Here is a 21794-nt window from a genome sequence, read left to right as displayed (position 1 = left end):
CCGGTCACGGCGTGATCTTGGCCTGATCGTCGATCGTCGACGTAGCGTCCATCAACGGATACGCCTGATCCTCGGTGCCGTCGGCGTTGAGCTGCAACACATAGAGCGCGTCCTGACCGGGGATCACCACGGTCTTCTGGGCGACCATCCGCGTCACCCCGTCCTTGGGGTAGGTGCCGCCGATCACCGTCGCCTCGAACCCGCTGAGCTTGTTCGGCTGTCCGCCCCCGGGTCCCTCGAACCCCGGCAGATTGCGGACGTCACCCGGGGCCGCCTCGAGCACCTTGGCCGGGTCGACGTTGCCGGTCAGCTTGAACACCTTCGTGATCAACGTGGGCGGATTGGCCGCCATCGCCGGGTCGGCGGTGAACGCCATCGCCGAGTACGCGCCCTCGGGCGTGTTCGGACCCATGTCCTCCCACCCCTTCGGCGTCGGGAGCTCGATGGTCGGCGACCCGGGGTCGCCCGGGCGCACCGGGGTCTCGACGATGTTGTTCTCCCGGATGTAGTCGGCGAGCGTCGGCGCCGGGGCGGCCGCCTGGGCCGACGTCGTCGGTGCGGCGCTCGATGACGCCGCCGAGGCGGACGAGGTGGCGGAGGAGGAGGAGCTCGACTCCGTGGCGGCGCTGTCCGATCCGCAGCCGGACACTCCGACTCCGAACGCGACGGCTGCGATGGCGATGACGCCGGCCCGCAGAGGGATGGTCATGTCGTCTCCTGTCGGCGAATGGGCAGCGCGAGCATAACCGGCCGGGCGGGAGAACTCACCGAATTCCCGCGGGGCGGTTTGCCGAAAAGGTTCCGGACCTGGGCTTCGAATAGCAAGATCCCCAGTACCGACGTGAAGGTTGGGGGGTCGGGCCATGAACATCGTCGTTCGCTCGCTGTCCGCGCTCGTTCTGGTGACGGGTGCCGCGGTGCTGGCCGTGTGGTCGACACTGGCGTCCGCGGCGGTGACGCTGACCGCCGCGACGACCGCGCTCGTGATGGGCGGCACCTTTCACCCGCTGATGGAACCCCGGGACTCGCCCGACTTCGTCGCGGCCTACCTCGACAAGGCGGTCGACGGTCATCTCAACCCGGCGTTCCCGGCCGGCGGCCCGGTGACGAACGCGGTCGCCGTCTACGGCCCCGAGGACTTCTTCCCGCTCGGCCGGCTCACCTTCGACAGATCCGTCGCGGCGGGGCGGGCCAACCTGAGCCGGTGCCTCGCGGCGGCGCCGGATTGCGTGTTCAACCCCGACGTCGGGTCGGTGGCCCCGCGGCCCGATGATGCGGTCCTGGTGTTCGGATACTCGCAGAGCGCCGTGATCGCCTCGTTGGCCAAGCGGGACCTGATATCGGTGTACCAGCCGGGTGATCCGACCGTGTCCATGATGGTGGTCGCCAACCCGATGCGGCCCAACGGCGGCATTCTCGAGCGCTTCGCGGGCTGGTCCACCATCCCGATCCTGGGGGTGTCCTTCGACGGCGCCTCGCCCACCGACAGCGCCGATCTGGGCGACGGCCGGTACGCGTACCCCACTGTGGACATCGTCCGGCAGTACGACGCACTGGGCGGCGACTTCCCGCTGCGTCCGCTCAACCTACTCGCGACGCTGAACGCGCTGATGGGATATGGGCTGCAGCACGGTGAGGCGGTCGACGTGCCGTTCGGTGACGCCGCCTATCAGGGCCGCGAGGGTGACACCACCTACTACATGATCACCGCCGACATCGTGCCCCTGCTCGAACCGCTGGCACCGTTCGTGCCGGCGCCGATCCTGCGTGCCGTCGACGCGCCCCTGCGGGTGCTGATCGAGAACGCCTACGACCGCGACATCGGACCCGGCACTCCGACCCGCGCGCGCTGGTGGCCGGTGCACCACGTGGCCCGCCTCGCCCGCGACCTGCTGCGGTCGGTCCCGGTGGCCGTGGACAACCTCGTCGAGGGCTTCGGCGGACGCCGCATCCTCGGCACCGACGCGCCCGGCCCGTTCGGTGTCGGGGGTCCCGACCTGCCCGCCGCCGAGGGGCCGTCCGAGGCCGTGTCCGAGCCGTCGGACACCGAAACCGCGCCGCAGCGCAAAAACCGCACACACCAACGACTTTCGCGGCACGAGAATGCCGGCAGGCCCCACCGTGCCGAGGTGTCCGACGACGTGCCGGCAGCCTCGACGGAGCCCGACACCCGGCACGACGAGACGGCCGACGCCGCCGAACCGCGGAAGGCGGCCGACGCCGAGCGCAGCGACCCAACACCGGCGGCGGACACGGCCGACGCCGCCTGAGTGTTGGTCGGCCGAGCCGCCCACCACCGTGATATCAACAGCGCGTGAGGCTCCTCGCCCTCGGTGCGGTGGTCGTGTGGTGCACGGCCTGCGGCTCACCCGGCCCGCCGCCGTCCAGGACCACCCCGGCCGCGCCGACTGTGACCGCCGTCAACCCCGCCAGGGTCGACCGCAGCCGGTCAGCGTTGCCGGAGGGCTACGAGGTGAGCGCCTACACGGGGCGTCCCGCCCCCGTCGCGCTCTGGGGACTGCGCGATCCCGCTGACGCCGATCCACCGCAGTGCGCCGCGCTGGCCTCGCCGGCCGTCGACACCGCGACGGCCAGGGGATGGTCGGCGTCCGGGGCGGGCGGTATCGCCTATGCCGTGGTCGCCGCCGCTCCCGGCGGGCCGGGACCGCTGCCGGACGACTGCGCGCGGTGGACGGTGTCCTCGGGTCCGACGACGGCCACCGTGCGCGAGGTGCCCGCGCCGGACGTCGATGCGGCCCGGACCGTCGGTCTGCGGACCGACGCCACCACGGTGGTCGAGGGCGGTACCGAAACCCGTTCGCACGCCGACACCTTCATCGCCTACCTGGGTGACTACATCTGCGTCGTCGCGCTCGTCACCGATCCCGGCTCGCCGCACCCCGCTCTCGGGCCGGAGTTCGCCTCGCACCTGCTGACCGAAACGGTGTCGGCGCTGCGCGGGTGAGCGCCGGCGCGCGGGTACATTGGCGGCGATGTCGAACACGAAGCGGTGGGTGCTCCTGTTCTGCGCGGGACTGCTGGCATCCTGCAGCAGCCAGCCGTCGGACGACTTCTCGCACGCCGACATCACCCGCGTGAAGAACCTCTCGACGGAGTTCGCGGCGCCCTACGCGGTGAAGACCGCAGGTCCTGCCGCCATCGATCCGAGACTCCTCGGACCCCAAAAGCTCCCTCCGGGAGTGACTTTCGACCCCGCCGAGTGCGGCGAGACCGCTCAGCAGCAGAACGTGCCCGCCGACGTCAAGGGCAACATGGCGGCGCTGACCGCCGAGGGCGACGGGGTGCGCTACGTCGCGATCGCCCTCGAGACCTCCGAGCGGGTGCCCGTGTCCACGCCGAGCGACAAATGCACGAAGGTGACGTTCACCGGGGCCGGGGTCCGAGGCCTCGTCGAGGTCGTGGAGGCGCCGCAGATCGAGGGCGTGCACACGGTGGGCACCCACCGGGTCCTGCAGACGGTCACCGCCGAAGGTCCGCGCACCGGTGAGATCTACAACTACGTTGCCGACTTCGGGACTTTCATCGTGATCGTCACGGCCAATCCGCTCGTCCAGGCCGACAGGCCCGTCGCCCACATCGACACCGGGCGCGCCCGCGACCTCGTCGCCCGCGCCGTCGACCTCGTCAAGGGTTAGCGCACGTCGTAGGGGCGGAACTGAATGCTGATCCGCGGCCCGACGGCCCGGGTGGTCTTGGGGATCGCGTGCTCCCAGGTGCGCTGGCAGGAACCGCCCATCACCAGCAGGTCGCCATGGCCGTGCCGCAGCCGCAGCGACGGGCCGCCGCCGCGCGGGCGCAACGCGAAAACCCTTGTGGCGCCCAGCCCGACGATCGCCACCATGGTGTCCTCGGTCCGGCTGCGGCCGACGTTGTCGCCGTGCCAGGCGACACTGTCCGAACCGTCGCGGTACAGGCACAGGCCTGCGGTGACGAACGGCTCGCCCAGCTCGCCGGCGTAGGCGTCGTTGAGGCGGCGACGCAGCTGCTTGAGCCGCGGGTGCGGGGGCGGCTCGTCGACCAGGTGGTGGAAGCTGACCAGGCGCGGGACGTCGAGCACCCGGTCGTACATCTGCCGGCGCTCGGAGCGCCACGGGATGCTGTCGCGCAGTTCGGCGAACAGGGTGTCGTCGGCCACGCCGTCCTGGGACAACCAGCCCGACCGCACTTCCAGCCACGCGCCGTCACCCAGCTCCCGCCGGTCCGCCTGGTCGAACAGAGAGCTCTGCACCGCCTGCTCCATGGCGGGCAGTCTATCGCACAGACGTTCGATGACGTCAGAGGCGGGCGGCGCCGGGGCCGTGCTGGGCGAGCACGTCGTCCGGGTTGGCCAGCGCGCACGTCTTCAGGCTGAGGCACCCGCAGCCGATGCACCCGGTGAGGTTGTCGCGGAGTCGCTCGAGGTGCACGATGCGCTCGTCGAGGTCCTCGCGCCAGCCCGCCGACAGCCGCGCCCAGTCCTTGCTCGTCGGTATCCGATCGTCGGGCAGCGTCGCCAGCGCCTCGCGGATACGGGACAGCGGGATGCCCAGGCGCTGGGACATCCGGATGAATGCGACGCGGCGCAGGGTCTCACGCGCGTACCGGCGCTGGTTCCCGCTCGTGCGTCTGCTCGCGATGAGACCCTCGCGCTCGTAGAAGTGCAGCGCCGACACCGCCACGCCGCTGCGGACCGACATCTCGCCAGGAGTGAGCTCGTGCGCCCTGTCCATGACCTCAACCCTAGTTGAGGTGAGTTTTGGCGCTACGGTGCTAGATGTGACGGACGTGGCGCTGGGATGCAACTCGGAGGTCGGCACGCTGCGGACGGTGATCCTGCACCGTCCGGGGGCCGAGCTGAAGCGATTGACGCCCCGCAACAACGACACGCTGCTGTTCGACGGGCTGCCGTGGGTGAGCAGGGCGCAGGAGGAACACGACGCGTTCGCCGCGCTGCTGCGCTCCCGCGGAGTCGAGGTGCTGCTGCTCGGTGACCTGCTGACCGAGGCGCTCGCCCACAGCGGGGCCGCGCGCATGCACGGGATCTCGGCCGCGGTCGACGCGCGACGGCTGGGTGTGCCGCTGGCGCAGGAACTCTCGACGTACTTGCGAACCCTCGATGCGGGTGCACTCGCGCACGTGCTGATGGCCGGGATGACATTCGACGAGTTGCCCTTCGGCGAGCACGAGCTGTCGCTGGTGCGGCGCATGCACCACGGCGGCGACTTCGTCATCGACCCGCTGCCCAACCTGCTGTTCACCCGCGACTCGTCGTTCTGGATCGGGCCGCGGGTGGCCATCACGTCGCTGGCCATGCATGCGCGGGTGCGCGAGACGTCGCTGACCGACCTGATCTATGCGCACCATCCGCGGTTCCTCGGGGTGCGCCGCGCCTACGAGTCGCGGTCGGCGCCCGTCGAGGGCGGGGACGTGCTGCTGCTGGCGCCCGGCGTGGTCGCGGTCGGCGTGGGGGAGCGGACGACGCCGGCGGGTGCGGAGGCGCTGGCGCGCAGCCTCTTCGACGACGGCCTCGCGCACACCGTGCTGGCGGTGCCGATCGCGCAGGAGCGAGCGCAGATGCACCTGGACACCGTGTGCACGATGGTCGACACCGACGCGGTGGTGATGTATCCCAACATCGTCGACTCGCTGACCGCGTTCCCGATCCGCCGTTCCGCGGGCGGGGTCCGCATCGACCGGGCCGCCCCGTTCGTCGAGGCCGCGGCCGACGCGATGGGCATCGGCAAGCTGCGGGTCATCGACACCGGCCTCGACCCGGTGACCGCCGAGCGCGAGCAGTGGGACGACGGCAACAACACGCTGGCCGTCGCGCCGGGTGTGGTGGTGGCCTATGAGCGCAACACCGAAACCAATGCGCGCCTGGAGGATTCGGGCATCGAGGTGCTCGCGATCTCGGCCTCGGAACTGGGCACCGGCCGCGGCGGACCACGCTGCATGTCATGCCCCGCCGCCCGCGACCCGCTCTGACCGTTCTGCCGCGGAAGCGCATTCCGGGCTGCGATTTCCGCGTGGCAGCGACCAGGAATGCTATTCCGCGGGCAAGTCGGTCAGCGCCAGGACGGTAGCCAGATCTGCATGTTCCACGTGCTCTGGGAGATCGGCAGCCCGGTCAGGATCGGATACATCCACGCGAAGTTCGTGATCACCAGCGCCACATAGCAACTCACCACCAGCAGGCCGAGCGTTCGGCGCTCGGCGGTCTGTCTCGGGGCGTGCAGGATGTCGCCGAGGATCATCGCGATCATCATCACCAGGAACGGCGCCATCGTCGCGGCGTAGAAGAAGTACATCTGCCGGTCGATGTCGGCGAACCACGGCAGGAAGCCCGCGCTGTAGCCGACCAGCAGCACCGCATACCGCCAGTCGCGTTTGACGAAGGCCTTCCACAGCACCCAGCCCAGCACCGGGACCGCGATGAACCACATCGCCGGGGTGCCGACCAGCATCACCGCTTTGACGCAGGACTGCGCACCGCAGCCGGGCACATTCTGGTTGTCGATCGCGTACAGCACCGGCCGCAACGACATCGGCCACGTCCAGGGCTTGGACTCCCACGGGTGGTGGTTGCCGTCGGCATTGGTCAGGCCGGAGTGAAACCGGTACGCCGCATAGGTGTAGTGCCACAGCGATCGCAGCGCATCGGGGATCGGCAGCACGCTGTCCGGTCCGATCGAGCGGCCGACCTCGTAGCGGTTCACCCCGGTCTCCGAGGCGAACCACATCGCGTACGAGCCCAGGTACACCCCGAACGGAATCAGCACCATCGCGTACAGCGACGGCCCGACGTCGCGGCGCACCGCGCCCAGCCACGGCCGCGGCACCCGGTACTGCTTGCGCGCCGCGACGTCGAACGCGACGCTCATCGCCCCGAAGAAGAGCACGAAGTACAGGCCCGACCATTTGGTGGCGCAGGCCAGCCCGAGCAGGACACCGGCCCCGAATCGCCACCAGCGCACGCCCAGCCGCGGACCCCACGGTGTCTCGGCGATCCGGCCGTCCAGCAGCGCGACGTGCATGCGCTCCCGCACCTGGTCCCGGTCGACGATCAGGCAGCCGAAGGCCGCGACCACGAAGAACACCAGGAAGATGTCCAGCAGGGCGGTCCGCGCGATCACGAAGCTGACGCCGTCGGCGATCAGCAGCAGCCCGGCGATCCCGCCGACCAGCGTGGACCGGCTGATGCGGCGGGTGATCCGCACGACGAGCAGCACCAGCACGACGCCGCAGAGCGCGCCGGTGAAGCGCCAGCCCACACCGTTGTAGCCGAACAGCGCCTCGCCCAGCGCGATCATCTGTTTGCCGACCGGCGGGTGCACCACCAGGCCGTAGCCCGGGTTGTCCTCGACGCCGTGGTTGTGCAGCATCTGCCAGGCCTGCGGCGCGTAGTGCTTCTCGTCGAAGATCGGCGTGCCCGCGTCGGTGGGCGACCCCAGGTTGAGGAAACGGGTCACCGCGGCGAGCGCGGTGATGACGGCGGTCATCGCCCAGCCGCGCCACCGGTCGAGCGGGCCGAAGTCGGCGACCGGCACCAGGGGGCCCGGAGAGATGACGGGGACCGCGCGCTGGTCGACGACGAGCTCGTCGGGCGGGGCGGTCACGCCTGCGATCGTAGGCTGTGGGGCATGGCCGCTGGACGACTGCTCATCGGTGCCACGCCGCTGGGTCAGCCGTCGGACGCGTCGACCCGCCTGATCCGGGCGCTGGCCACCGCTGATGTGATCGCCGCCGAGGACACCCGCCGGGTGCGCACGCTGGCCAACGCGCTGGAGGTGCGCCCGGTCGGCAGGATCGTCAGCCTCTTCGACCAGAACGAGGCGTCACGGGTGCCGGCGCTGCTCGACGACATCCGCGGCGGCGCGACGGTGCTGCTGGTCAGCGATGCCGGCATGCCGCTGATCAGCGACCCCGGCTACCGGATGGTCGCGGCGTGTGTGGAGGCCGGCCTGCCGGTGCAGTGCCTGCCGGGCCCGTCGGCGGTGACGACGGCGCTCGCGGTCGCCGGGCTGCCGTCGGAGAGGTTCTGCTTCGAGGGCTTCGCGCCGCGCAAGCAGTCGGCGCGCACCTCGTGGTTGCAGACGCTGGCCGCCGAGCCCCGCACGTGTGTGTTCTTCGAATCGCCGCGCCGGCTCGGTGACTGCCTGCGGGACGCGGTGACGGTGCTGGGACCCGACCGTCGCGCGGTGGTGTGCCGGGAGCTGACCAAGACGCACGAGGAGATCGTGCGCGGGACGCTCGGGGAGCTGGCGGAGTGGGCCACCGGCCCGGTGCTGGGGGAGATCACCGTCGTGCTCGCGGGCGCGACGCCGGTCGCGGACCCGGACAGCCTGGTGGCGGAGGTGAACCGGCTGGTCGCCGAGGGGCTGCGGGTCAAGGATGCGTGCGCCCAGGTGGTCGCGGCGCATCCCGGGGCGCCGTCACGCCGGGAGCTCTACGACGCGGTGCTGCGGGCCCGGGACTGACGACGCGAGGATCGGGGCCGCCTTGTGCAGGCACTCCTCCCATTCGCGCACCGGGTCGGAGTCCGCGGTGATGCCGCCGCCGACGCCGAGGACCGCGCTGCCCGACGGGGTGAACTCGACGGTGCGGATCGCGACGTTGAGTTCGCAGCCGGCGACGGGCGACGCCAGACCGACGGTGCCGCAGTACACGCCGCGGCGTCGCGGCTCCCACTGCCGGAGCAGATCGCGCGCCCGCTGCTTGGGGGTGCCGGTCACCGACGCGGGCGGAAACGTCGCCTCCAGCAGCGCGCCGGTGGGGACGTCGGTGGGCACCCGCGCCGCCACCGTCGACACCAGGTGCCACACCCCGGGGGCCGGACGGACCGCGAGCAGTTCGGGCACCGTCACAGACCCCGTCTGCGCGATGCGGCCGAGGTCGTTGCGCACCAGATCCACGATCATGATGTTCTCGGCGACGTCCTTGACCGACGCGCGCAGCGCGGCCGGATCCGCGTGCCGGGGCAGGGTGCCCTTGATCGGGCTCGACGTGACGGCCTCTCCGTGCCGGCGCAGGAACAGCTCGGGGGACAGCGACGCCACCGCGCCCCAGTCGCCGGCGAGGAACGCCGCGCGGGCCGGAGCGGTCCGCGTCACCGCGTCGACGAAGAAGTCGACGGGGGCGCCGTCGAGCGTGCCAGTGAACTGGGTGCAGACGCACGCCTGGTAGACCTCGCCGGCGGCGATGGCCTCGAGGCAGTCGCGCACGCCGCGCTGGTGCGCCGACCGGTCGGCGTCACCCCACGCGATCGTGGCGCCGCGCGCGCTGACCGGCTCCCGCAGCGCCTCGGTGACCCAGCCGGAAAGCGTTGCTCCGGAGAGGCTTTCATGCCACCAGGTGCCGTCGGCGGCGCACCGCAGCACACAGTCCGACCAGCCGCCGGCCGCCTCGGGAAGCCGCGGTCCGCGGCCGTCGGCTCCCGGGTCGGGGTAGGACAGATAGCCGAACCACCCGCCGCCGACCGCGCCGTCCGCGTGCGCCCCGACGGGAACGGCGAACACCTCGCCGGGTGCGACCTCGGACAGCGTCACCGACGGGGCGATCACCGCCCGCGAACCGAACCACTCGCCGGTCAGTGCCGCCGGTGGGGCGAGGCCGCGCCGCGACGCCGCGGCGGCCAGTGCAGCGAGGACCGTCGGGGCGCTGCCCAGCTCGCCGAGTCGGTCGATGCGCACCGGGTCATTATCGGCCGATGCGTCGCGGCACGGTCACCGTGGCGAGTTTCTCCGGATTGCGCATCGCGTAGAAGTTCGCGATCCTGCCGTCGACCACCTCGATGAGCACCACGCCTTCGAGGTGCTCGCCGGTGTAGAGGACCAGCGCGGGCGCGCTGTTGTAGATCGCGGGCTCCACCCGGCCGCCGGCGCCGCCCAGCCGCACCAGGCCCATGACCAGCCGGGCCACCCGCTCCGCGCCCGCCACCGGGCGGCGGGCCGCACTGGCCTTGCCGTCGCTGTCGGCGGTCCACACCACGTCCGGGGCGAGCATCGCCATCAGGCCGTCGAGGTCGCCGGTCGCGGCGGCGGTGAAGAACCGGGTGGTGAGTTCGGTGGAGAACTGCGGGTCGACGGGCTCGAACCGCTTGCGCCGGGACTGCACGTGCTCGCGGGCGCGGTGGGCCATCTGCCGGACGGCCGCGGTGGACTTCCCGATCGTCGCGGCGATCTCGTCGTGGTCGAACCCGAACACCTCGCGCAGCACGAAGACCGCACGCTCGTCGGGGCTCAGCGTCTCCAGGACCACCAGCATCGCCATCGACACCGACTCGGCGAGCACCACGTCGGCCGACGGGTCGACATCGGTGAGCAGCGGTTCGGGCAGCCACGGCCCGACGTAGGTCTCCTTGCGCCGCGACTGCGCCCGCAGCGCATTGAGTGCCTGCCTGGTGACGAGCTGGGCGAGATAGGCCTTGGTGTCGGCGACGGTGGCCAGCTCGACGTGTGCCCACCGCAGATAGCTCTCCTGCAGCACATCATCGGATTCGGTTGCACTGCCGAGGATTTCGTAGGCGATCGTGAACAGCAGCGGCCGCAGCGCGGTGAACCGCTCGGCGTGTTCGTCGCTCATCGGACGCCGATCGCCTCATCGGCGGCCGGTGCGGTGCTGCGGTCGGGGCCCTTGCGCGTGCGGTAGGAGCCGGGCTCGGCGGCCTCGCCGGCCATCCATTTCACCGTCCACCGGCACACCTGCTCCTTGATCAGCGCGCCGGTACGGCCGCCGAGGTAGAGCGCGATCGGGGTGTCGTCGGCGCGCTGGACCTGCAGGGTGCCCGCGCGTCGGCCGACGCTGATGCACTGCGCGGTCATCGGCACCGACACCGTGGCAGGAGACTCGCCGGCGATGCGGGCGAGCACGGTCTCGGCCGCCAGCACGCCCATCGGCAGGCTGGCCTGGCAGCTCATCCGGTAGGCCCGCCGCGACGGCGCCGCGGAGTCGCCGGCGGCGACGATGCGGTCGTCGTCGACGCTGGTGTACGTCTCGTCGGTGACCACGCGACCCATCCCGTCGGTGGTCAGTCCGCTGGCGGCCGCCAGGCCGGGCACCCCGAAGCCGGCGGCCCACACCGTCACCGCGCTCGCGATGATCCGGCCGTCGGCCAGCGCGACGTGGTCGGGTCCGACCGCGGTGACCGTGGCGGCGTCGCCTTCGACGAGCACCACGCCGAGCTTGTGCAGGCGCTTGGTCACCGAGCGGCGGCCAGGCCGGCTCAGCGACGGCCCGACGACCGTGCTCACCAGTGTCACCGGGCGGCCGGCCTCGGCCAGTTCGGCTGCGGCTTCGATGCCGGTCAGGCCACCGCCGACGACGACGATCGGCGCCGGCAGCGCGAGGTCGGACAGCCGGGCCTTCAGGCGCGCCGCCGGTTCCCACTCGCTCAGCGAGAACCCGAACTCGGCGGCGCCCGGCACCGACGCCGGCACGGCCCCGGTGCTGCCCGCCGCGTAGACGAGGTAGTCGTAGTCCAGCGTCGCGCCCGAGGCCAGCACTATCCGGCGCGCGGCGGTGTCGATCCGCTCGACACTGTCGACGGCCAGCCGTACCCGATCGTTGAGCACCCGCTCGTAATCGACCGCCGCGTCGCCGGTTTCGGCGACCAGCTGGTGCAGCCGGATCCGCTCCACGAAATGTGGGCGGGGGTTCACCAGGGTTACCGCCAGATCGTCACGTGACGTCAGCCGGTTGGCGGCCATCACACCGGCGTAACCGCCGCCGATCACGAGAACGCGGAACTGTCGTGCGGTCATGAGGTCTCCTTTGTCCGAAGGCGTGTGACCTCAAGACACCGGCGACCGTCCGGGTGTGACACGACGTGATGCGTATCACACCGCGGTCTGGTAGCGCGGAAAAACCCCGGCCGGCGCGGGCAGCGCGACGCCCGGGACCAGCCGGACCGAAACCGCCGGGAAATCCCGCTGGTCGGCGGGCTGGCCCAGCAGGTCCAGCAGCCGGGCCATCGACTCCGGCATCACGGGTTGGCTCAGCAGCGCGGCGATGCGCACCACCTCGAGCGTCGTGTACAGCACGGTCGCGAACCGCTGCGGATCGGTCNCCAACTTCTCCTCGCTGACATCACCTTCGACGTCCTGGGTCTCGAACCCCAACGCCGAGAAGTAGCGGTTGGCCGCGCCCAACATCGACCAGATCGCCTCGAGCGCCAGGTGCATCGCCGTCGCCGCGTAATGCCCGCGCACCCGCTCGAGAAGCCCGTCGGCGAGCGCGAGCATCTCGAGGTCCTCCGGCGTGAAATCGCCGGGCTGCGGGACCACGCCGTCGAGGTTCTTGGCGACCATCGACAGCGAGCGCTGCGCCAGGTTGCCGAACTCGTTGGCCAGATCGGCGTTGATCCGGGCGATGATGCCGTCCTCGCTGTAGCTGCCGTCCTGGCCGAACGGGACCTCCCGCAGCAGGAAATAGCGCACCTGATCGACGCCGAACGTGTCGACGAGGTCGTTGGGGTCGACCACGTTGCCGACGGACTTGCTCATCTTCTCGCCGCGGTTGAACAGGAAGCCGTGCGCGAACACCTTCTTCGGCAGCGGGATGCCGGCCGACATCAGGAAGGCCGGCCAGTACACCGTGTGGAACCGGATGATGTCCTTGCCGATCATGTGCAGATCGGCGGGCCAGTAACGGCGGTACAGCTCGGAATCGGTGTCCGGGAAACCGACGCCGGTCAGGTAGTTGGTCAACGCGTCGACCCACACGTACATGACGTGGTCGGGGTGGCCGGGCACCGGGACACCCCAGTCGAACGTGGTCCGCGAGATCGACAGGTCACGCAGCCCGCCGGAGACGAAGCTGACCACCTCGTTGCGCCGCACCTCCGGCTCGATGAACTCCGGGTGCTCGGCGTAGAGCGCCAGCAGCCGGTCGGCGTAGGCGGACAGCCGGAAGAAGTACGTCTGCTCCTCGGTCCAGGTCACCGGGGTGCCGGTCTCGATGGAGACGCGAACCCCGTCCTCGCCCACGACGGTCTCGTTCTCGGCGAAGAACCGCTCGTCGCGCACCGAGTACCAGCCCGAGTAGTTGTCGAGGTACACGTCGCCCGCGTCGACCATCCGCCGCCAGATCTCCTCCGACGCCGTGAAGTGGTCCGCGTCGCTGGTCCGGATGAAGCGGTCGAACGACACGTTCAGCTTGCGCTGCAACCGCTCGAAGACGTCGGAGTTGCGCCGCGCCAGCTCGATGGTCGGCACCCCCTCGCGGGCGGCGGTCTCGGCCATCTTCAGCCCGTGCACGTCGGTGCCGGTCAGGAAGCGGACGTCGAAACCGTCCAGCCGCTTGAAGCGCGCGATCGCGTCGGTGGCGATGTATTCGTAGGCATGGCCGACGTGCGGGTCGCCGTTGGGATAGGCGATCGCCGTGGTGATGTAGTAGGGCTCGCTCATTTGTGCTTCACCCTAAGGTGTGGACGGTGAGCTCCTCCTCCCGACAGCGGCGCGAGCCGCCCCCCGTCCCCGAGCCGCTGACGCCCCTGATCGACGCTCACACCCATCTCGACGCATGCGGGGCCCGCACCGCCGACGATGTGGCGGCCGTTCTGGACCGCGCCAACTCGGCGGGCGTGCAGGCCGTGGTCACCATCGCCGACGACCTCGATGCCGCCCGGTGGGCCGCCGGCGCGGCCGAGTGGGATCCCCGCGTCTACGCCGCGGTGGCGCTGCACCCCACCCGGGCCGATGCACTCACCGACGATGCCCGCGCCGAGTTGGAGCGCCTGGCCGCGCACCCGCGGGTCGTCGCGATCGGGGAGACCGGCCTGGACCTGTACTGGCCGGGGCGGCTGGAGGGGTGCGCGGAGCCGGCGGTCCAGCGTGAGGCGTTCGCGTGGCACATCGACCTGGCCAAGCGCAGCGGGAAGCCGTTGATGATCCACAACCGCGACGCCGACGACGAGGTGCTGGACGTGCTGCGCGCCGAGGGCGCCCCGGAGACTGTGATCTTCCACTGTTTTTCCTCCGGCCCGGCCATGGCGCGCTCCTGCGTCGACGCGGGCTGGCTGCTCAGCCTGTCGGGCACGGTGAGCTTCAAGAACGCGCGTGAGCTGCGGGAAGCGGCCACGCTGATCCCCGTCGACCAGCTGCTGGTCGAGACCGACGCCCCGTTTCTGACCCCGCACCCCTTCCGCGGCGCGCCGAACGAGCCCTACTGCCTCCCTTACACTGTTCGAGCGTTGGCCGACGTGGTCGGCCGGGCGCCGGAAGAGATCGCCGAGCAGACCTCGGTGACGGCGGAGCGAGCGTACGGCCTGCAGAGTTGCCGCCCGTAGGCCTTTTCGTTACCGTCTTGTGATAATCCACGCGCGTACAGAAGCTGCGCGCGTCCTGAAGTTGGGGTCGACGACATCGTGAGTGCCATCACCAGACTTCATCAGACGCGTTCGCCGATCCTGCGGGTCCTCGTCGCGGCGACTTTGCTGGCGCTGATCTTCGCGGGCGGAACGGCCGTGCTGTCCCACAAAACGGTGACACTGACTGTGGACGGCGCGTCGATGACGGTGCCGACGATGAAGAGCCGCGTGATCGACGTCGTGAAGGAGAACGGCTTCGGCGTCACCGACCGCGACGACCTCTTCCCGGCCGCCGACACCCCCGTGCACCAGTCGGACACGATCGTGCTGCGCCGCAGCCGGCCGCTCGAGATCTCCACCGACGGTGGCGGGACCGAGCAGGTCTGGACGACCGCGTCGACCGTGCAGGAGGCGCTCGCCCAGCTTCGGATGACCGACAAAGCGCCGCTCGCGGCAAGCCGCGGCAGCCGTGTCCCGCTGGGTGGAATGGCGCTACCAGTGGTGAGTCCCAGGACCGTTCAGCTCGACGACGCGGGTGTGACGCGGACCGTCCGACTGGCCGCACCGAACGTCGCGGCCCTGCTCGACGCCGCAGGCGCCCCCCTTCAGCAAAGTGACACGGTGAACCCAGCACCCTCGGCTCCCATCGCGGATGGCATGCGGATCACCGTCACCCGGGTGCGGATCGACAAGGTCACCGAGCGGCTCCCGCTCGCGCCGAACAACCAGCGCATCTCCGACGTGTCGCTGAACATGAGCCGCCAGATCGTCGAAGACCCCGGAATGCCGGGCACCCAGGACGTCACTTTCGCGATCGCGCGGGTCAACGGCGTCGAGACAGGCAGGCTGCCAGTAGCCAATGTCGTTGTTGTTCCGGCCAGGGACGGGGTGTTGCGCATCGGTGCCAAGCCGGGCACCGAGGTGCCCCCGGTGTCCAACCCGGGCCAGTGGGACGCGCTGGCGCGTTGCGAAGCTGGAGGTAATTGGGGCATCAACACCGGTAACGGATTTTTCGGTGGCGTCCAATTTGATCAAAACACCTGGGAGCGCAACGGTGGTCTGAGGTATGCTCAGCGGGCAGATCTGGCAACCAGAGAAGAGCAGATCGCAATTGCTGAAGTGACCAGGGCACGCCAAGGGTGGGGAGCGTGGCCGGTCTGTAGCGGGAGGATCGGTGCGTCGTGACAATTCGACTGCTCGGGCGAACTGAGATTCGTCACCTGGCAAAGTCCATTGACTTCCGGCCGCGCAAGTCTTTCGGCCAGAACTTCGTGCACGACGCCAACACCGTGCGCCGCATCGTGTCCGCATCGGGGGTGAACCGGAACGATCACGTGCTCGAGGTCGGCCCTGGCCTCGGGTCGCTGACGCTGGCGCTGCTCGATCGCGGCTCCCGCGTGACGGCCGTCGAGATCGACCCGGTGCTGGCCGAACAGCTACCCACCACGGTCGCCGATCACTCGCACAGCGAGATCAACCGGCTGCACGTGCTCAACCGCGACATCCTCACCTTCCAGCGTGAGGACCTCACCGACGAGCCCACCGCCCTGGTCGCGAACCTGCCCTACAACGTTGCTGTTCCTGCGCTTCTGCACCTTCTCGCCGAGTTCCCGTCCATCCGCACCGTCATGGTGATGGTGCAGGCCGAGGTCGCCGAGCGGCTGGCCGCCGAGCCGGGTGGCAAGGACTACGGCGTGCCCAGCGTGAAGGTGCGGTTCTTCGGCAACGTGCGCCGATACGGCATGGTGTCCCCGACGGTGTTCTGGCCGATCCCGCGCGTCTACTCCGGGCTGGTGCGGATCGACCGCTACGAGACCTCACCGTGGCCGACCGACCCGGAATTCCGGCAGCAGGTCTTCGAGCTCATCGACGTCGCGTTCGCGCAGCGCCGCAAGACCGCACGCAATGCGTTCGCCGAGTGGGCGGGCTCGGGCAACGAGTCAGCAAGCCGGCTTCTCGCCGCGAGCATCGACCCGTCCCGCCGGGGCGAGACGCTGGGCGTCGCGGACTTCGTCCGGCTGCTGCAGCGCAACGCCGATTGGCACGTCGTGCCCAAGCCGGCGCCGGCGGTGACTGCCGAGCCCACCGCCGACGGGCTCGAGTCCCACATCACGTCTTCGTAGGACCCGGCTTCTTGCTGTCCTTCGTGCTGTCGGCACGCAGGTATTCGTCCATCAACGGCGTCTCCGCGACGATCGGGTAGTTGCCGGTGATGCCGACCCGCTCGCGGGCCATCTCCATCACCCTGGTGCGCACCGCGAACCAGCCGATCACCAGCGCCGGAACCAGCACCACCAGCGCGACCAGATTCCAGTAGTTCTCGTAACACATCAGCGCCGTCACCCCGACGAGGAACACCAGGGTGGCGTAGCTCGTGTACGGCGAGCCCCACAGCCGGAAGCTCGGACGGGCCAGGATCCCCTTCTTCGACCAGCGGTACAGCTGGATCTGGCAGATGACGATGGTGCCCCACGACGCGATGATGCCCAGGGCCGACAGGTCGAGTGCGATGTTGAACGCCTCGGCCGGCACCACCAGGTTCAGGAACACGCCGACCACGGTGAACACCGCCGTCAGCGCGATACCGGCGAACGGCACACCGCGCTTGGTCATCCGGGCGGTGAACTGCGGCGCGCTCCCGTTCAGCGCCATCGAGCGCAGGATCCGTCCCGTCGAGTACAGGCCCGCGTTCAGACTCGACATGGCGGCGGTCAGCACGACGAAGTTCATGATGTCGCCCGCCGCGGGCACGCCGATGCTCGAGAAGAACGTCACGAACGGGCTCTCGCCCTGCTTGTAGCTGGTGTAGGGCAGCATGAGCGCCAGCAGGATCAGTGAGCCCACATAGAACACCGCGATGCGGAACACCACGGAGTTGATCGCCTTGGGCATCACCTTGGCGGGGTTCTCGGTCTCACCGGCCGCGGTGCCGACCAATTCGACTGCGGCGTAGGCGAATATCACGCCCGAGGTGACGAGCACCAGCTGCAGCGCGCCGGTGGGGAGGATCCCGCCGTTGTCGGCGACCACCGACAGACCGGTCGGCTGACCGTCGACGGTGAACCGGCCCGCGAGGAACACGATGCCGACGACCAGGAAGGTCACCAGCGCGACGACCTTGATCAGCGCGGCCCAGAACTCCATCTCCCCGAACAGCTTGACCGAGATCATGTTCACCGTCAGCACGATGATCAACGCGATCAGCGCGATTGTCCACTGCGGGGCCGCCTTGAACGCACCCCAGTAGTGCATGTACAGCGCGATCGCGGTGACGTCGACGATCGAGGTGCAGGCCCAGTTGAAGAAGTACATCCAGCCGGCTACGAAAGCCGCCTTCTCGCCCAGGAATTCGCGTGCATAGGAGACGAACGATCCCGAGGACGGACGGTGCAGCACCAGCTCGCCGAGCGCGCGCAGAATGAAGAACACGAAGACGCCGCACACGGCGTAGACGATGAACAGTCCGGGGCCGGCGGTGTTCAAACGGCCGCCCGCGCCCATGAACAGGCCGGTGCCGATCGCGCCGCCGATGGCGATCATCTGCAGCTGGCGCGGCTTGAGGCCCTTGTGATAGCCCTCTTCCTCGTGGGCAAGGGCCGAGTTGTCGTACTGCACGGCAGATTCCATGGGCGGGACGCTAGCCCCGTCGTGTCACGGCGGAATTCGCCGACGTTAACGCTGGGTTACAGAGTGGCAGAACGCGATTGACGTTTCAGTCGCGCAGAATGCGGGTAATCAGCGCCATCAACTCGGTGCAGCTCTGATAGCGGTCGGCGGGTTGCTTCGCCAGCGCCTTGGCCATCACGGAGTCGAATGCGCTTGGCAGCCAGTCAATTCGACGGGACAGCCGGGGTGGAACGCTGTTCAACTGCGCGGCCGTCAGGCCCATGCGGGTGGCCGCGGTGAACGGGGGTGCTCCGGTGACCATCTCCACGAGGGTGCACGCCAGCGCGTACTCGTCGGTGGCGCCGCTGACCGGCCCGCCGGTCAGCAGTTCCGGCGGCGAGTAGGGCAGCGACGCGGTCACCTCGCCTGCGTGCGGCCGCGGCTTCTCGTTGCGGGTGTGCGCGGTGCCGAAGTCGACCAGCACCGCGCCGTCGGCGTAGAAGTCCGCGTGGCACAGGATGTTGGCGGGTTTGACGTCGCAGTGCACGACGTCGCGACCGTGGATGTCGTCGAGGGCGCCGGCGATCTGGGTCAGCGCCGCAAGGCGGTTGGGGATGGTGGCCAGCCTGGAGACCGGGCCGCCGGCGAGGTGTTCCATCGTCAGCCATCCCGGGCCGTGGTCGTAGACCTCGACGACGTGCGGCTGCGCCATGGCCCGGGCGACGGCGAACTCGCGATCCAGCCGGGCCTGCGCGTCGGCGGGTTGGGCTCGGTCGGCGAGCACCTTCAGCGCGACGGTGCGTTCGGGTGGCCGGGTGTCACGGGCCCGATAGACGGTCGACGAACCGCCGCGGCCGATGACGGCCTCCACGATGTAGCGGCCTTCGAAGCGGTCGCCCGGCGAAAGCACGCTTCCAGAGTAGGGTTCGCCCGCGTCACGTCGCGGCGTTAGGGTCGTGCGATGTCCGCGCGCGACGGAAATACGGCTACGGAGTGGGTTCCCACCGGTTCGGTGACGGTCCGCGTGCCCGGCAAGGTGAACCTCTACCTCGAGGTCGGCGACCGCCGCGCGGACGGCTACCACGAGCTTTCGACCGTGTTCCACGCCGTGTCGCTGCTCGACGAAGTGACGGTCAGCACCTCGGATGTGCTGACGCTCGAGGTGGCGGGTGAAGGCGCCGAGTCGCTGCCCACCGACGACCGCAATCTCGCCTGGCGGGCGGCCGAACTGATGGCTGAGCACGTCGGCCGCGCCCCGGACGTCGCGATCGCCATCGACAAGACCATTCCGGTGGCCGGCGGCATGGCGGGCGGCAGCGCCGACGCGGCCGCGGTGCTGGTGGCGATGAACGAGTTGTGGGAGCTCGGGGTGCCGCGGCGTGACCTGCACGCGTTGGCCGCGCAGCTGGGCTCCGACGTGCCGTTCGCGCTGCACGGTGGTACCGCGCTCGGCACCGGGCGCGGTGAGGAACTGGCAACGGTGTTGACCCGCAACACCTTTCACTGGGTTCTCGCGTTCTCCGACGGCGGTCTGTCGACCGCGACGGTGTTCTCCGAGATCGACCGGCTGCGCGAAGCGCAGGACCGCACGCTGCCGCCCCGGCTGGAGTCCGCGGAACCGGTGCTGGCCGCGCTGGCGTCGGGCGATCCGGCCGAACTCGCGCCGTTGCTGGGCAATGACCTGCAGCCCGCCGCGCTGACGCTCGACCCGTCGCTGCGCCGCACCCTGCGCGCGGGCGTCGAGGCCGGCGCGTTGGCGGGCGTCGTCTCCGGGTCGGGACCGACCTGTGCGTTCCTGTGCACGTCGGCCCGGTCGGCCGTCGACGTCGGCACCGAACTGGCCGGCGCCGGCGTGTGCCGGACCGTGCGGGTGGCAAGCGGGCCGGTGCACGGCGCGCGGGTCGTGCCGAGCCCGTCGGCCTCGGTGTAGGAGTCCGCGGGACCGGATCACCAGAACTGTGACAAACGCCTCAATACACGCGCACGTTTGGCAGTTACTTAAGAGTCTCCTAAGATGAGCGACGGTGAGAGCTAGCGGTCGAGCAGTGGACGCGAATTCCTCCGTCGCTACCGACGGTGGGCGTCCAAACGGATCCGGCCGCGCCGCGGCGACATCACCGATTCGAGACAAAACCGCTGCCCAAACGTGTGCGCGCCTCCATGCGAAGGTCGTTCAACAGGCGGAACATGGCAAACGCGCATGTGCACAGGGGCAGATGTCGGCGAGGAGGTCGTCGTGAGCAAGTTCACCGAGAAGATGTACCGCAATGCCCGCACCACCACCCGGGGCATGGTCACCGGCGAACCCCATGAGCCGGTTCGGCACACCTGGGGCGAGGTGCACGAGCGGGCTCGGCGCATCGCCGGTGGACTCGCCGCAGCGGGCGTCGGGCGCGGGGACGCGGTCGGCGTGCTCGCCGGCCTTCCCGTCGAGATCGCTCCCACGGCCCAGGGCCTGTGGATGCGCGGTGCCTCGCTGACGATGCTGCACCAGCCCACCCCTCGCACGGACCTGGTGATGTGGGCCGAGGACACGATGAACGTCATCGGCATGATCGAGGCCAAGGCCGTCATCGTCTCCGAGCCGTTCCTGGTGGCGATCCCCGTGCTGGAAGAGAAGGGCATCACGGTCCTGACCGTCGAGGACCTCCTGGCCGCTGAGCCGATCGATCCGATCGAGGTCGGCGAAGACGACCTGGCGCTGATGCAGCTGACGTCTGGTTCGACCGGGTCGCCCAAGGCCGTGCAGATCACGCACCGCAACATCCACTCCAACGCCGAGGCGATGTTCATCGGCGCGCAGTACGACGTCGAGACCGACGTGATGGTGAGCTGGCTGCCCTGCTTCCACGACATGGGCATGGTCGGCTTCCTGACCATCCCGATGTACTTCGGCGCCGAGCTGGTCAAGGTCACGCCGCTGGACTTCCTGCGTGACACGCTGCTGTGGGCCAAGCTCATCGACAAGTACAAGGGCACGATGACCGCCGCCCCGAACTTCGCCTATGCGCTGTTCGCCAAGCGGCTGCGCCGGCAGGCCAAGCCCGGTGAGTTCGATCTGTCGACGTTGCGGTTCGCGCTGTCGGGCGCCGAGCCCGTCGACCCCGCCGACGTCGAGGACCTGCTGGACGCGGGCAAGCCGTTCGGCCTGAACCCCGGGGCGATCCTGCCGGCCTACGGCATGGCCGAGACCACGCTGGCGGTGTCGTTCTCGCCGTGCAATGCGGGCCTGGTGGTGGACGAGGTCGACGCCGACCTGCTGGCCGCGCTGCGCCGCGCCGTGCCGGCCACCAAGGGCAACACCAAGCGGCTGGCCGATCTCGGCCCGCTGCTCACCGACCTCGAGGCCCGCGTCATCGACGACCACGGCAACGTGATGCCGCCGCGCGGCGTCGGGGTCATCGAACTGCGCGGCGAGTGCGTGACGCCGGGTTACATGACGATGGGTGGGTTCATCCCCGCGCAGGACGAGCACGGCTGGTACGACACCGGTGACCTCGGCTACCTGACCGAGGACGGCCACGTCGTGGTCTGCGGCCGCGTCAAGGACGTCATCATCATGGCCGGCCGCAACATCTACCCGACCGACATCGAGCGCGCGGCGGGCCGCGTCGAGGGCGTGCGGCCGGGGTGTGCGGTCGCGGTCCGCCTGGACGCCGGGCACTCGCGGGAGACCTTCGCCGTCGCCGTCGAGTCCAACGCCTGGCAGGACCCCGCCGAGGTGCGCCGCATCGAGCACCAGGTCGCCCACGAGGTGGTCGCCGAGGTCGAGATGCGGCCGCGCAATGTCGTGGTGCTCGGGCCGGGCAGCATCCCGAAGACGTCGTCGGGCAAGCTGCGCCGCTCGACCTCCGTCTCGCTCGTCACGTAGCCCCTCCATCCG

General features: G+C 70.0%; 20 protein-coding genes and 1 pseudogene. 10 read left to right on the top strand and 11 right to left on the bottom strand.

What is annotated here, in order from left to right; translation table 11 throughout:
- Positions 1 to 4: 4 nt before the first annotated feature.
- Entirely contained in the window at positions 5 to 709 is a 705-nt protein-coding gene (gene lpqN / locus MCHLDSM_RS32085) for an envelope biogenesis lipoprotein LpqN (RefSeq protein WP_048473760.1), read from the bottom strand.
- A gap of 154 nt (positions 710 to 863) precedes the next feature.
- Between lpqN and MCHLDSM_RS32080 the strand changes: the two genes are divergently transcribed.
- Genes MCHLDSM_RS32080 through MCHLDSM_RS32070 form a run of 3 tightly spaced genes read left to right on the top strand, consistent with a single transcriptional unit; the run spans position 864 to position 3656 of the window.
- Complete coding sequence (locus MCHLDSM_RS32080; RefSeq protein ID WP_053083145.1) at positions 864 to 2270, top strand: PE-PPE domain-containing protein; 1407 nt, start codon at positions 864 to 866, stop codon at positions 2268 to 2270.
- A 44-nt stretch (positions 2271 to 2314) separates the two neighbouring features.
- Complete coding sequence (locus MCHLDSM_RS32075) at positions 2315 to 2965, top strand: DUF5642 family protein (RefSeq protein WP_060937674.1); 651 nt, start codon at positions 2315 to 2317, stop codon at positions 2963 to 2965.
- Between the two features lie 28 nt (positions 2966 to 2993).
- Positions 2994 to 3656 (top strand): DUF5642 family protein, encoded by a 663-nt coding sequence (locus tag MCHLDSM_RS32070; protein ID WP_048473759.1) that lies wholly within the window; start codon positions 2994 to 2996, stop codon positions 3654 to 3656.
- Here MCHLDSM_RS32070 and MCHLDSM_RS32065 read toward each other — a convergent pair.
- Positions 3653 to 4261: an alpha-ketoglutarate-dependent dioxygenase AlkB gene (locus tag MCHLDSM_RS32065; RefSeq protein WP_048419909.1), complete on the bottom strand. Its 609-nt coding sequence runs from the start codon at positions 4259 to 4261 to the stop codon at positions 3653 to 3655. The genes MCHLDSM_RS32070 and MCHLDSM_RS32065 overlap by 4 nt on opposite strands.
- A gap of 34 nt (positions 4262 to 4295) precedes the next feature.
- Complete coding sequence (gene soxR / locus MCHLDSM_RS32060; protein WP_048473758.1) at positions 4296 to 4730, bottom strand: redox-sensitive transcriptional activator SoxR; 435 nt, start codon at positions 4728 to 4730, stop codon at positions 4296 to 4298.
- Positions 4731 to 4776: 46 nt separating this feature from the next.
- On the opposite strand from soxR, the gene arcA reads away from it, so the two are divergent.
- Positions 4777 to 5985, top strand: a complete 1209-nt coding sequence (gene arcA, locus MCHLDSM_RS32055) for an arginine deiminase (protein WP_048473757.1) — start codon at positions 4777 to 4779, stop codon at positions 5983 to 5985.
- Positions 5986 to 6065: 80 nt separating this feature from the next.
- Here arcA and MCHLDSM_RS32050 read toward each other — a convergent pair whose 3' ends face one another.
- Positions 6066 to 7616: a dolichyl-phosphate-mannose--protein mannosyltransferase gene (locus MCHLDSM_RS32050; RefSeq protein WP_048473756.1), complete on the bottom strand. Its 1551-nt coding sequence runs from the start codon at positions 7614 to 7616 to the stop codon at positions 6066 to 6068.
- 24 nt (positions 7617 to 7640) lie between these two features.
- On the opposite strand from MCHLDSM_RS32050, the gene rsmI reads away from it, so the two are divergent.
- Positions 7641 to 8477 (top strand): 16S rRNA (cytidine(1402)-2'-O)-methyltransferase, encoded by an 837-nt coding sequence (rsmI, locus tag MCHLDSM_RS32045; RefSeq protein ID WP_048473755.1) that lies wholly within the window; start codon positions 7641 to 7643, stop codon positions 8475 to 8477.
- Here rsmI and MCHLDSM_RS32040 read toward each other — a convergent pair.
- The 5 genes and pseudogenes from MCHLDSM_RS32040 to metG all read right to left on the bottom strand — a co-directional run.
- Positions 8433 to 9689, bottom strand: coding sequence for an aminodeoxychorismate synthase component I (locus MCHLDSM_RS32040; RefSeq protein WP_048473754.1), 1257 nt, complete (start codon positions 9687 to 9689; stop codon positions 8433 to 8435). The genes rsmI and MCHLDSM_RS32040 overlap by 45 nt on opposite strands.
- 7 nt (positions 9690 to 9696) lie before the next feature.
- Positions 9697 to 10581: an RNA polymerase sigma-70 factor gene (locus MCHLDSM_RS32035; RefSeq protein ID WP_048473753.1), complete on the bottom strand. Its 885-nt coding sequence runs from the start codon at positions 10579 to 10581 to the stop codon at positions 9697 to 9699.
- Complete coding sequence (locus tag MCHLDSM_RS32030) at positions 10578 to 11759, bottom strand: NAD(P)/FAD-dependent oxidoreductase (RefSeq protein WP_048473752.1); 1182 nt, start codon at positions 11757 to 11759, stop codon at positions 10578 to 10580. Before MCHLDSM_RS32030 ends, MCHLDSM_RS32035 begins: the two co-directional genes overlap by 4 nt.
- A gap of 75 nt (positions 11760 to 11834) precedes the next feature.
- Positions 11835 to 12063: pseudogene (locus MCHLDSM_RS39970) on the bottom strand (methionine--tRNA ligase); the annotation flags it as partial.
- Position 12064: 1 nt separating this feature from the next.
- On the bottom strand, positions 12065 to 13403 hold a 1339-nt coding region (gene metG / locus MCHLDSM_RS32025; protein ID WP_234714260.1), incomplete at its 3' end, for a methionine--tRNA ligase.
- 17 nt (positions 13404 to 13420) lie between these two features.
- On the opposite strand from metG, the gene MCHLDSM_RS32020 reads away from it, so the two are divergent.
- The 3 genes from MCHLDSM_RS32020 (at position 13421) to rsmA (ending at position 16428) form a co-directional block, all read left to right on the top strand.
- Positions 13421 to 14284, top strand: a complete 864-nt coding sequence (locus tag MCHLDSM_RS32020) for a TatD family hydrolase (protein ID WP_048473750.1) — start codon at positions 13421 to 13423, stop codon at positions 14282 to 14284.
- Positions 14285 to 14362: 78 nt separating this feature from the next.
- Positions 14363 to 15490: a resuscitation-promoting factor gene (locus tag MCHLDSM_RS32015; RefSeq protein ID WP_048473749.1), complete on the top strand. Its 1128-nt coding sequence runs from the start codon at positions 14363 to 14365 to the stop codon at positions 15488 to 15490.
- On the top strand, positions 15487 to 16428 hold the full coding sequence (gene rsmA, locus MCHLDSM_RS32010) for a 16S rRNA (adenine(1518)-N(6)/adenine(1519)-N(6))-dimethyltransferase RsmA (protein WP_048473748.1): 942 nt from the start codon (positions 15487 to 15489) through the stop codon (positions 16426 to 16428). The genes MCHLDSM_RS32015 and rsmA overlap by 4 nt, the downstream gene beginning before the upstream one ends.
- On the opposite strand, the gene MCHLDSM_RS32005 is transcribed toward rsmA, so the two are convergent.
- Positions 16415 to 17932, bottom strand: a complete 1518-nt coding sequence (locus MCHLDSM_RS32005; protein WP_048473747.1) for an amino acid permease — start codon at positions 17930 to 17932, stop codon at positions 16415 to 16417. The genes rsmA and MCHLDSM_RS32005 overlap by 14 nt on opposite strands.
- A gap of 85 nt (positions 17933 to 18017) precedes the next feature.
- Complete coding sequence (locus tag MCHLDSM_RS32000) at positions 18018 to 18821, bottom strand: serine/threonine-protein kinase (RefSeq protein WP_048473746.1); 804 nt, start codon at positions 18819 to 18821, stop codon at positions 18018 to 18020.
- Between the two features lie 51 nt (positions 18822 to 18872).
- Here MCHLDSM_RS32000 and MCHLDSM_RS31995 point away from each other — a divergent pair, with 51 nt between their 5' ends.
- A complete protein-coding gene (locus MCHLDSM_RS31995; RefSeq protein ID WP_048473745.1) occupies positions 18873 to 19841 on the top strand; it encodes a 4-(cytidine 5'-diphospho)-2-C-methyl-D-erythritol kinase in 969 nt (322 codons plus the stop codon).
- A 306-nt stretch (positions 19842 to 20147) separates the two neighbouring features.
- The gene (locus MCHLDSM_RS31990) at positions 20148 to 21782 is read left to right on the top strand and encodes a fatty acyl-AMP ligase (RefSeq protein ID WP_048420015.1); all 1635 of its coding nucleotides are present in this window, start codon (positions 20148 to 20150) and stop codon (positions 21780 to 21782) included.
- The last annotated feature ends 12 nt before the right edge of the window (positions 21783 to 21794 follow it).

Source organism: Mycolicibacterium chlorophenolicum, from assembly GCF_001044235.1.
Classification (GTDB): domain Bacteria; phylum Actinomycetota; class Actinomycetes; order Mycobacteriales; family Mycobacteriaceae; genus Mycobacterium; species Mycobacterium chlorophenolicum.
The sequence above is the reverse complement of the archived record's forward strand: the minus strand, read 5'-3'. Positions and strand labels throughout refer to the sequence as shown.

Coding starts and splice junctions, on each gene's coding strand:
- MCHLDSM_RS32065 (WP_048419909.1), bottom strand. CDS start 4,261: ATGGAGCAGGCGGTGCAGAGCTCTCTGTTCGACCAGGCGGACCGGCGG.
- MCHLDSM_RS32005 (WP_048473747.1), bottom strand. CDS start 17,932: ATGGAATCTGCCGTGCAGTACGACAACTCGGCCCTTGCCCACGAGGAA.
- lpqN (WP_048473760.1), bottom strand. CDS start 709: ATGACCATCCCTCTGCGGGCCGGCGTCATCGCCATCGCAGCCGTCGCG.
- MCHLDSM_RS32035 (WP_048473753.1), bottom strand. CDS start 10,581: ATGAGCGACGAACACGCCGAGCGGTTCACCGCGCTGCGGCCGCTGCTG.
- MCHLDSM_RS31995 (WP_048473745.1), top strand. CDS start 18,873: ATGTCCGCGCGCGACGGAAATACGGCTACGGAGTGGGTTCCCACCGGT.
- rsmI (WP_048473755.1), top strand. CDS start 7,641: ATGGCCGCTGGACGACTGCTCATCGGTGCCACGCCGCTGGGTCAGCCG.
- MCHLDSM_RS32030 (WP_048473752.1), bottom strand. CDS start 11,759: ATGACCGCACGACAGTTCCGCGTTCTCGTGATCGGCGGCGGTTACGCC.
- soxR (WP_048473758.1), bottom strand. CDS start 4,730: ATGGACAGGGCGCACGAGCTCACTCCTGGCGAGATGTCGGTCCGCAGC.
- MCHLDSM_RS32070 (WP_048473759.1), top strand. CDS start 2,994: ATGTCGAACACGAAGCGGTGGGTGCTCCTGTTCTGCGCGGGACTGCTG.
- MCHLDSM_RS32080 (WP_053083145.1), top strand. CDS start 864: ATGAACATCGTCGTTCGCTCGCTGTCCGCGCTCGTTCTGGTGACGGGT.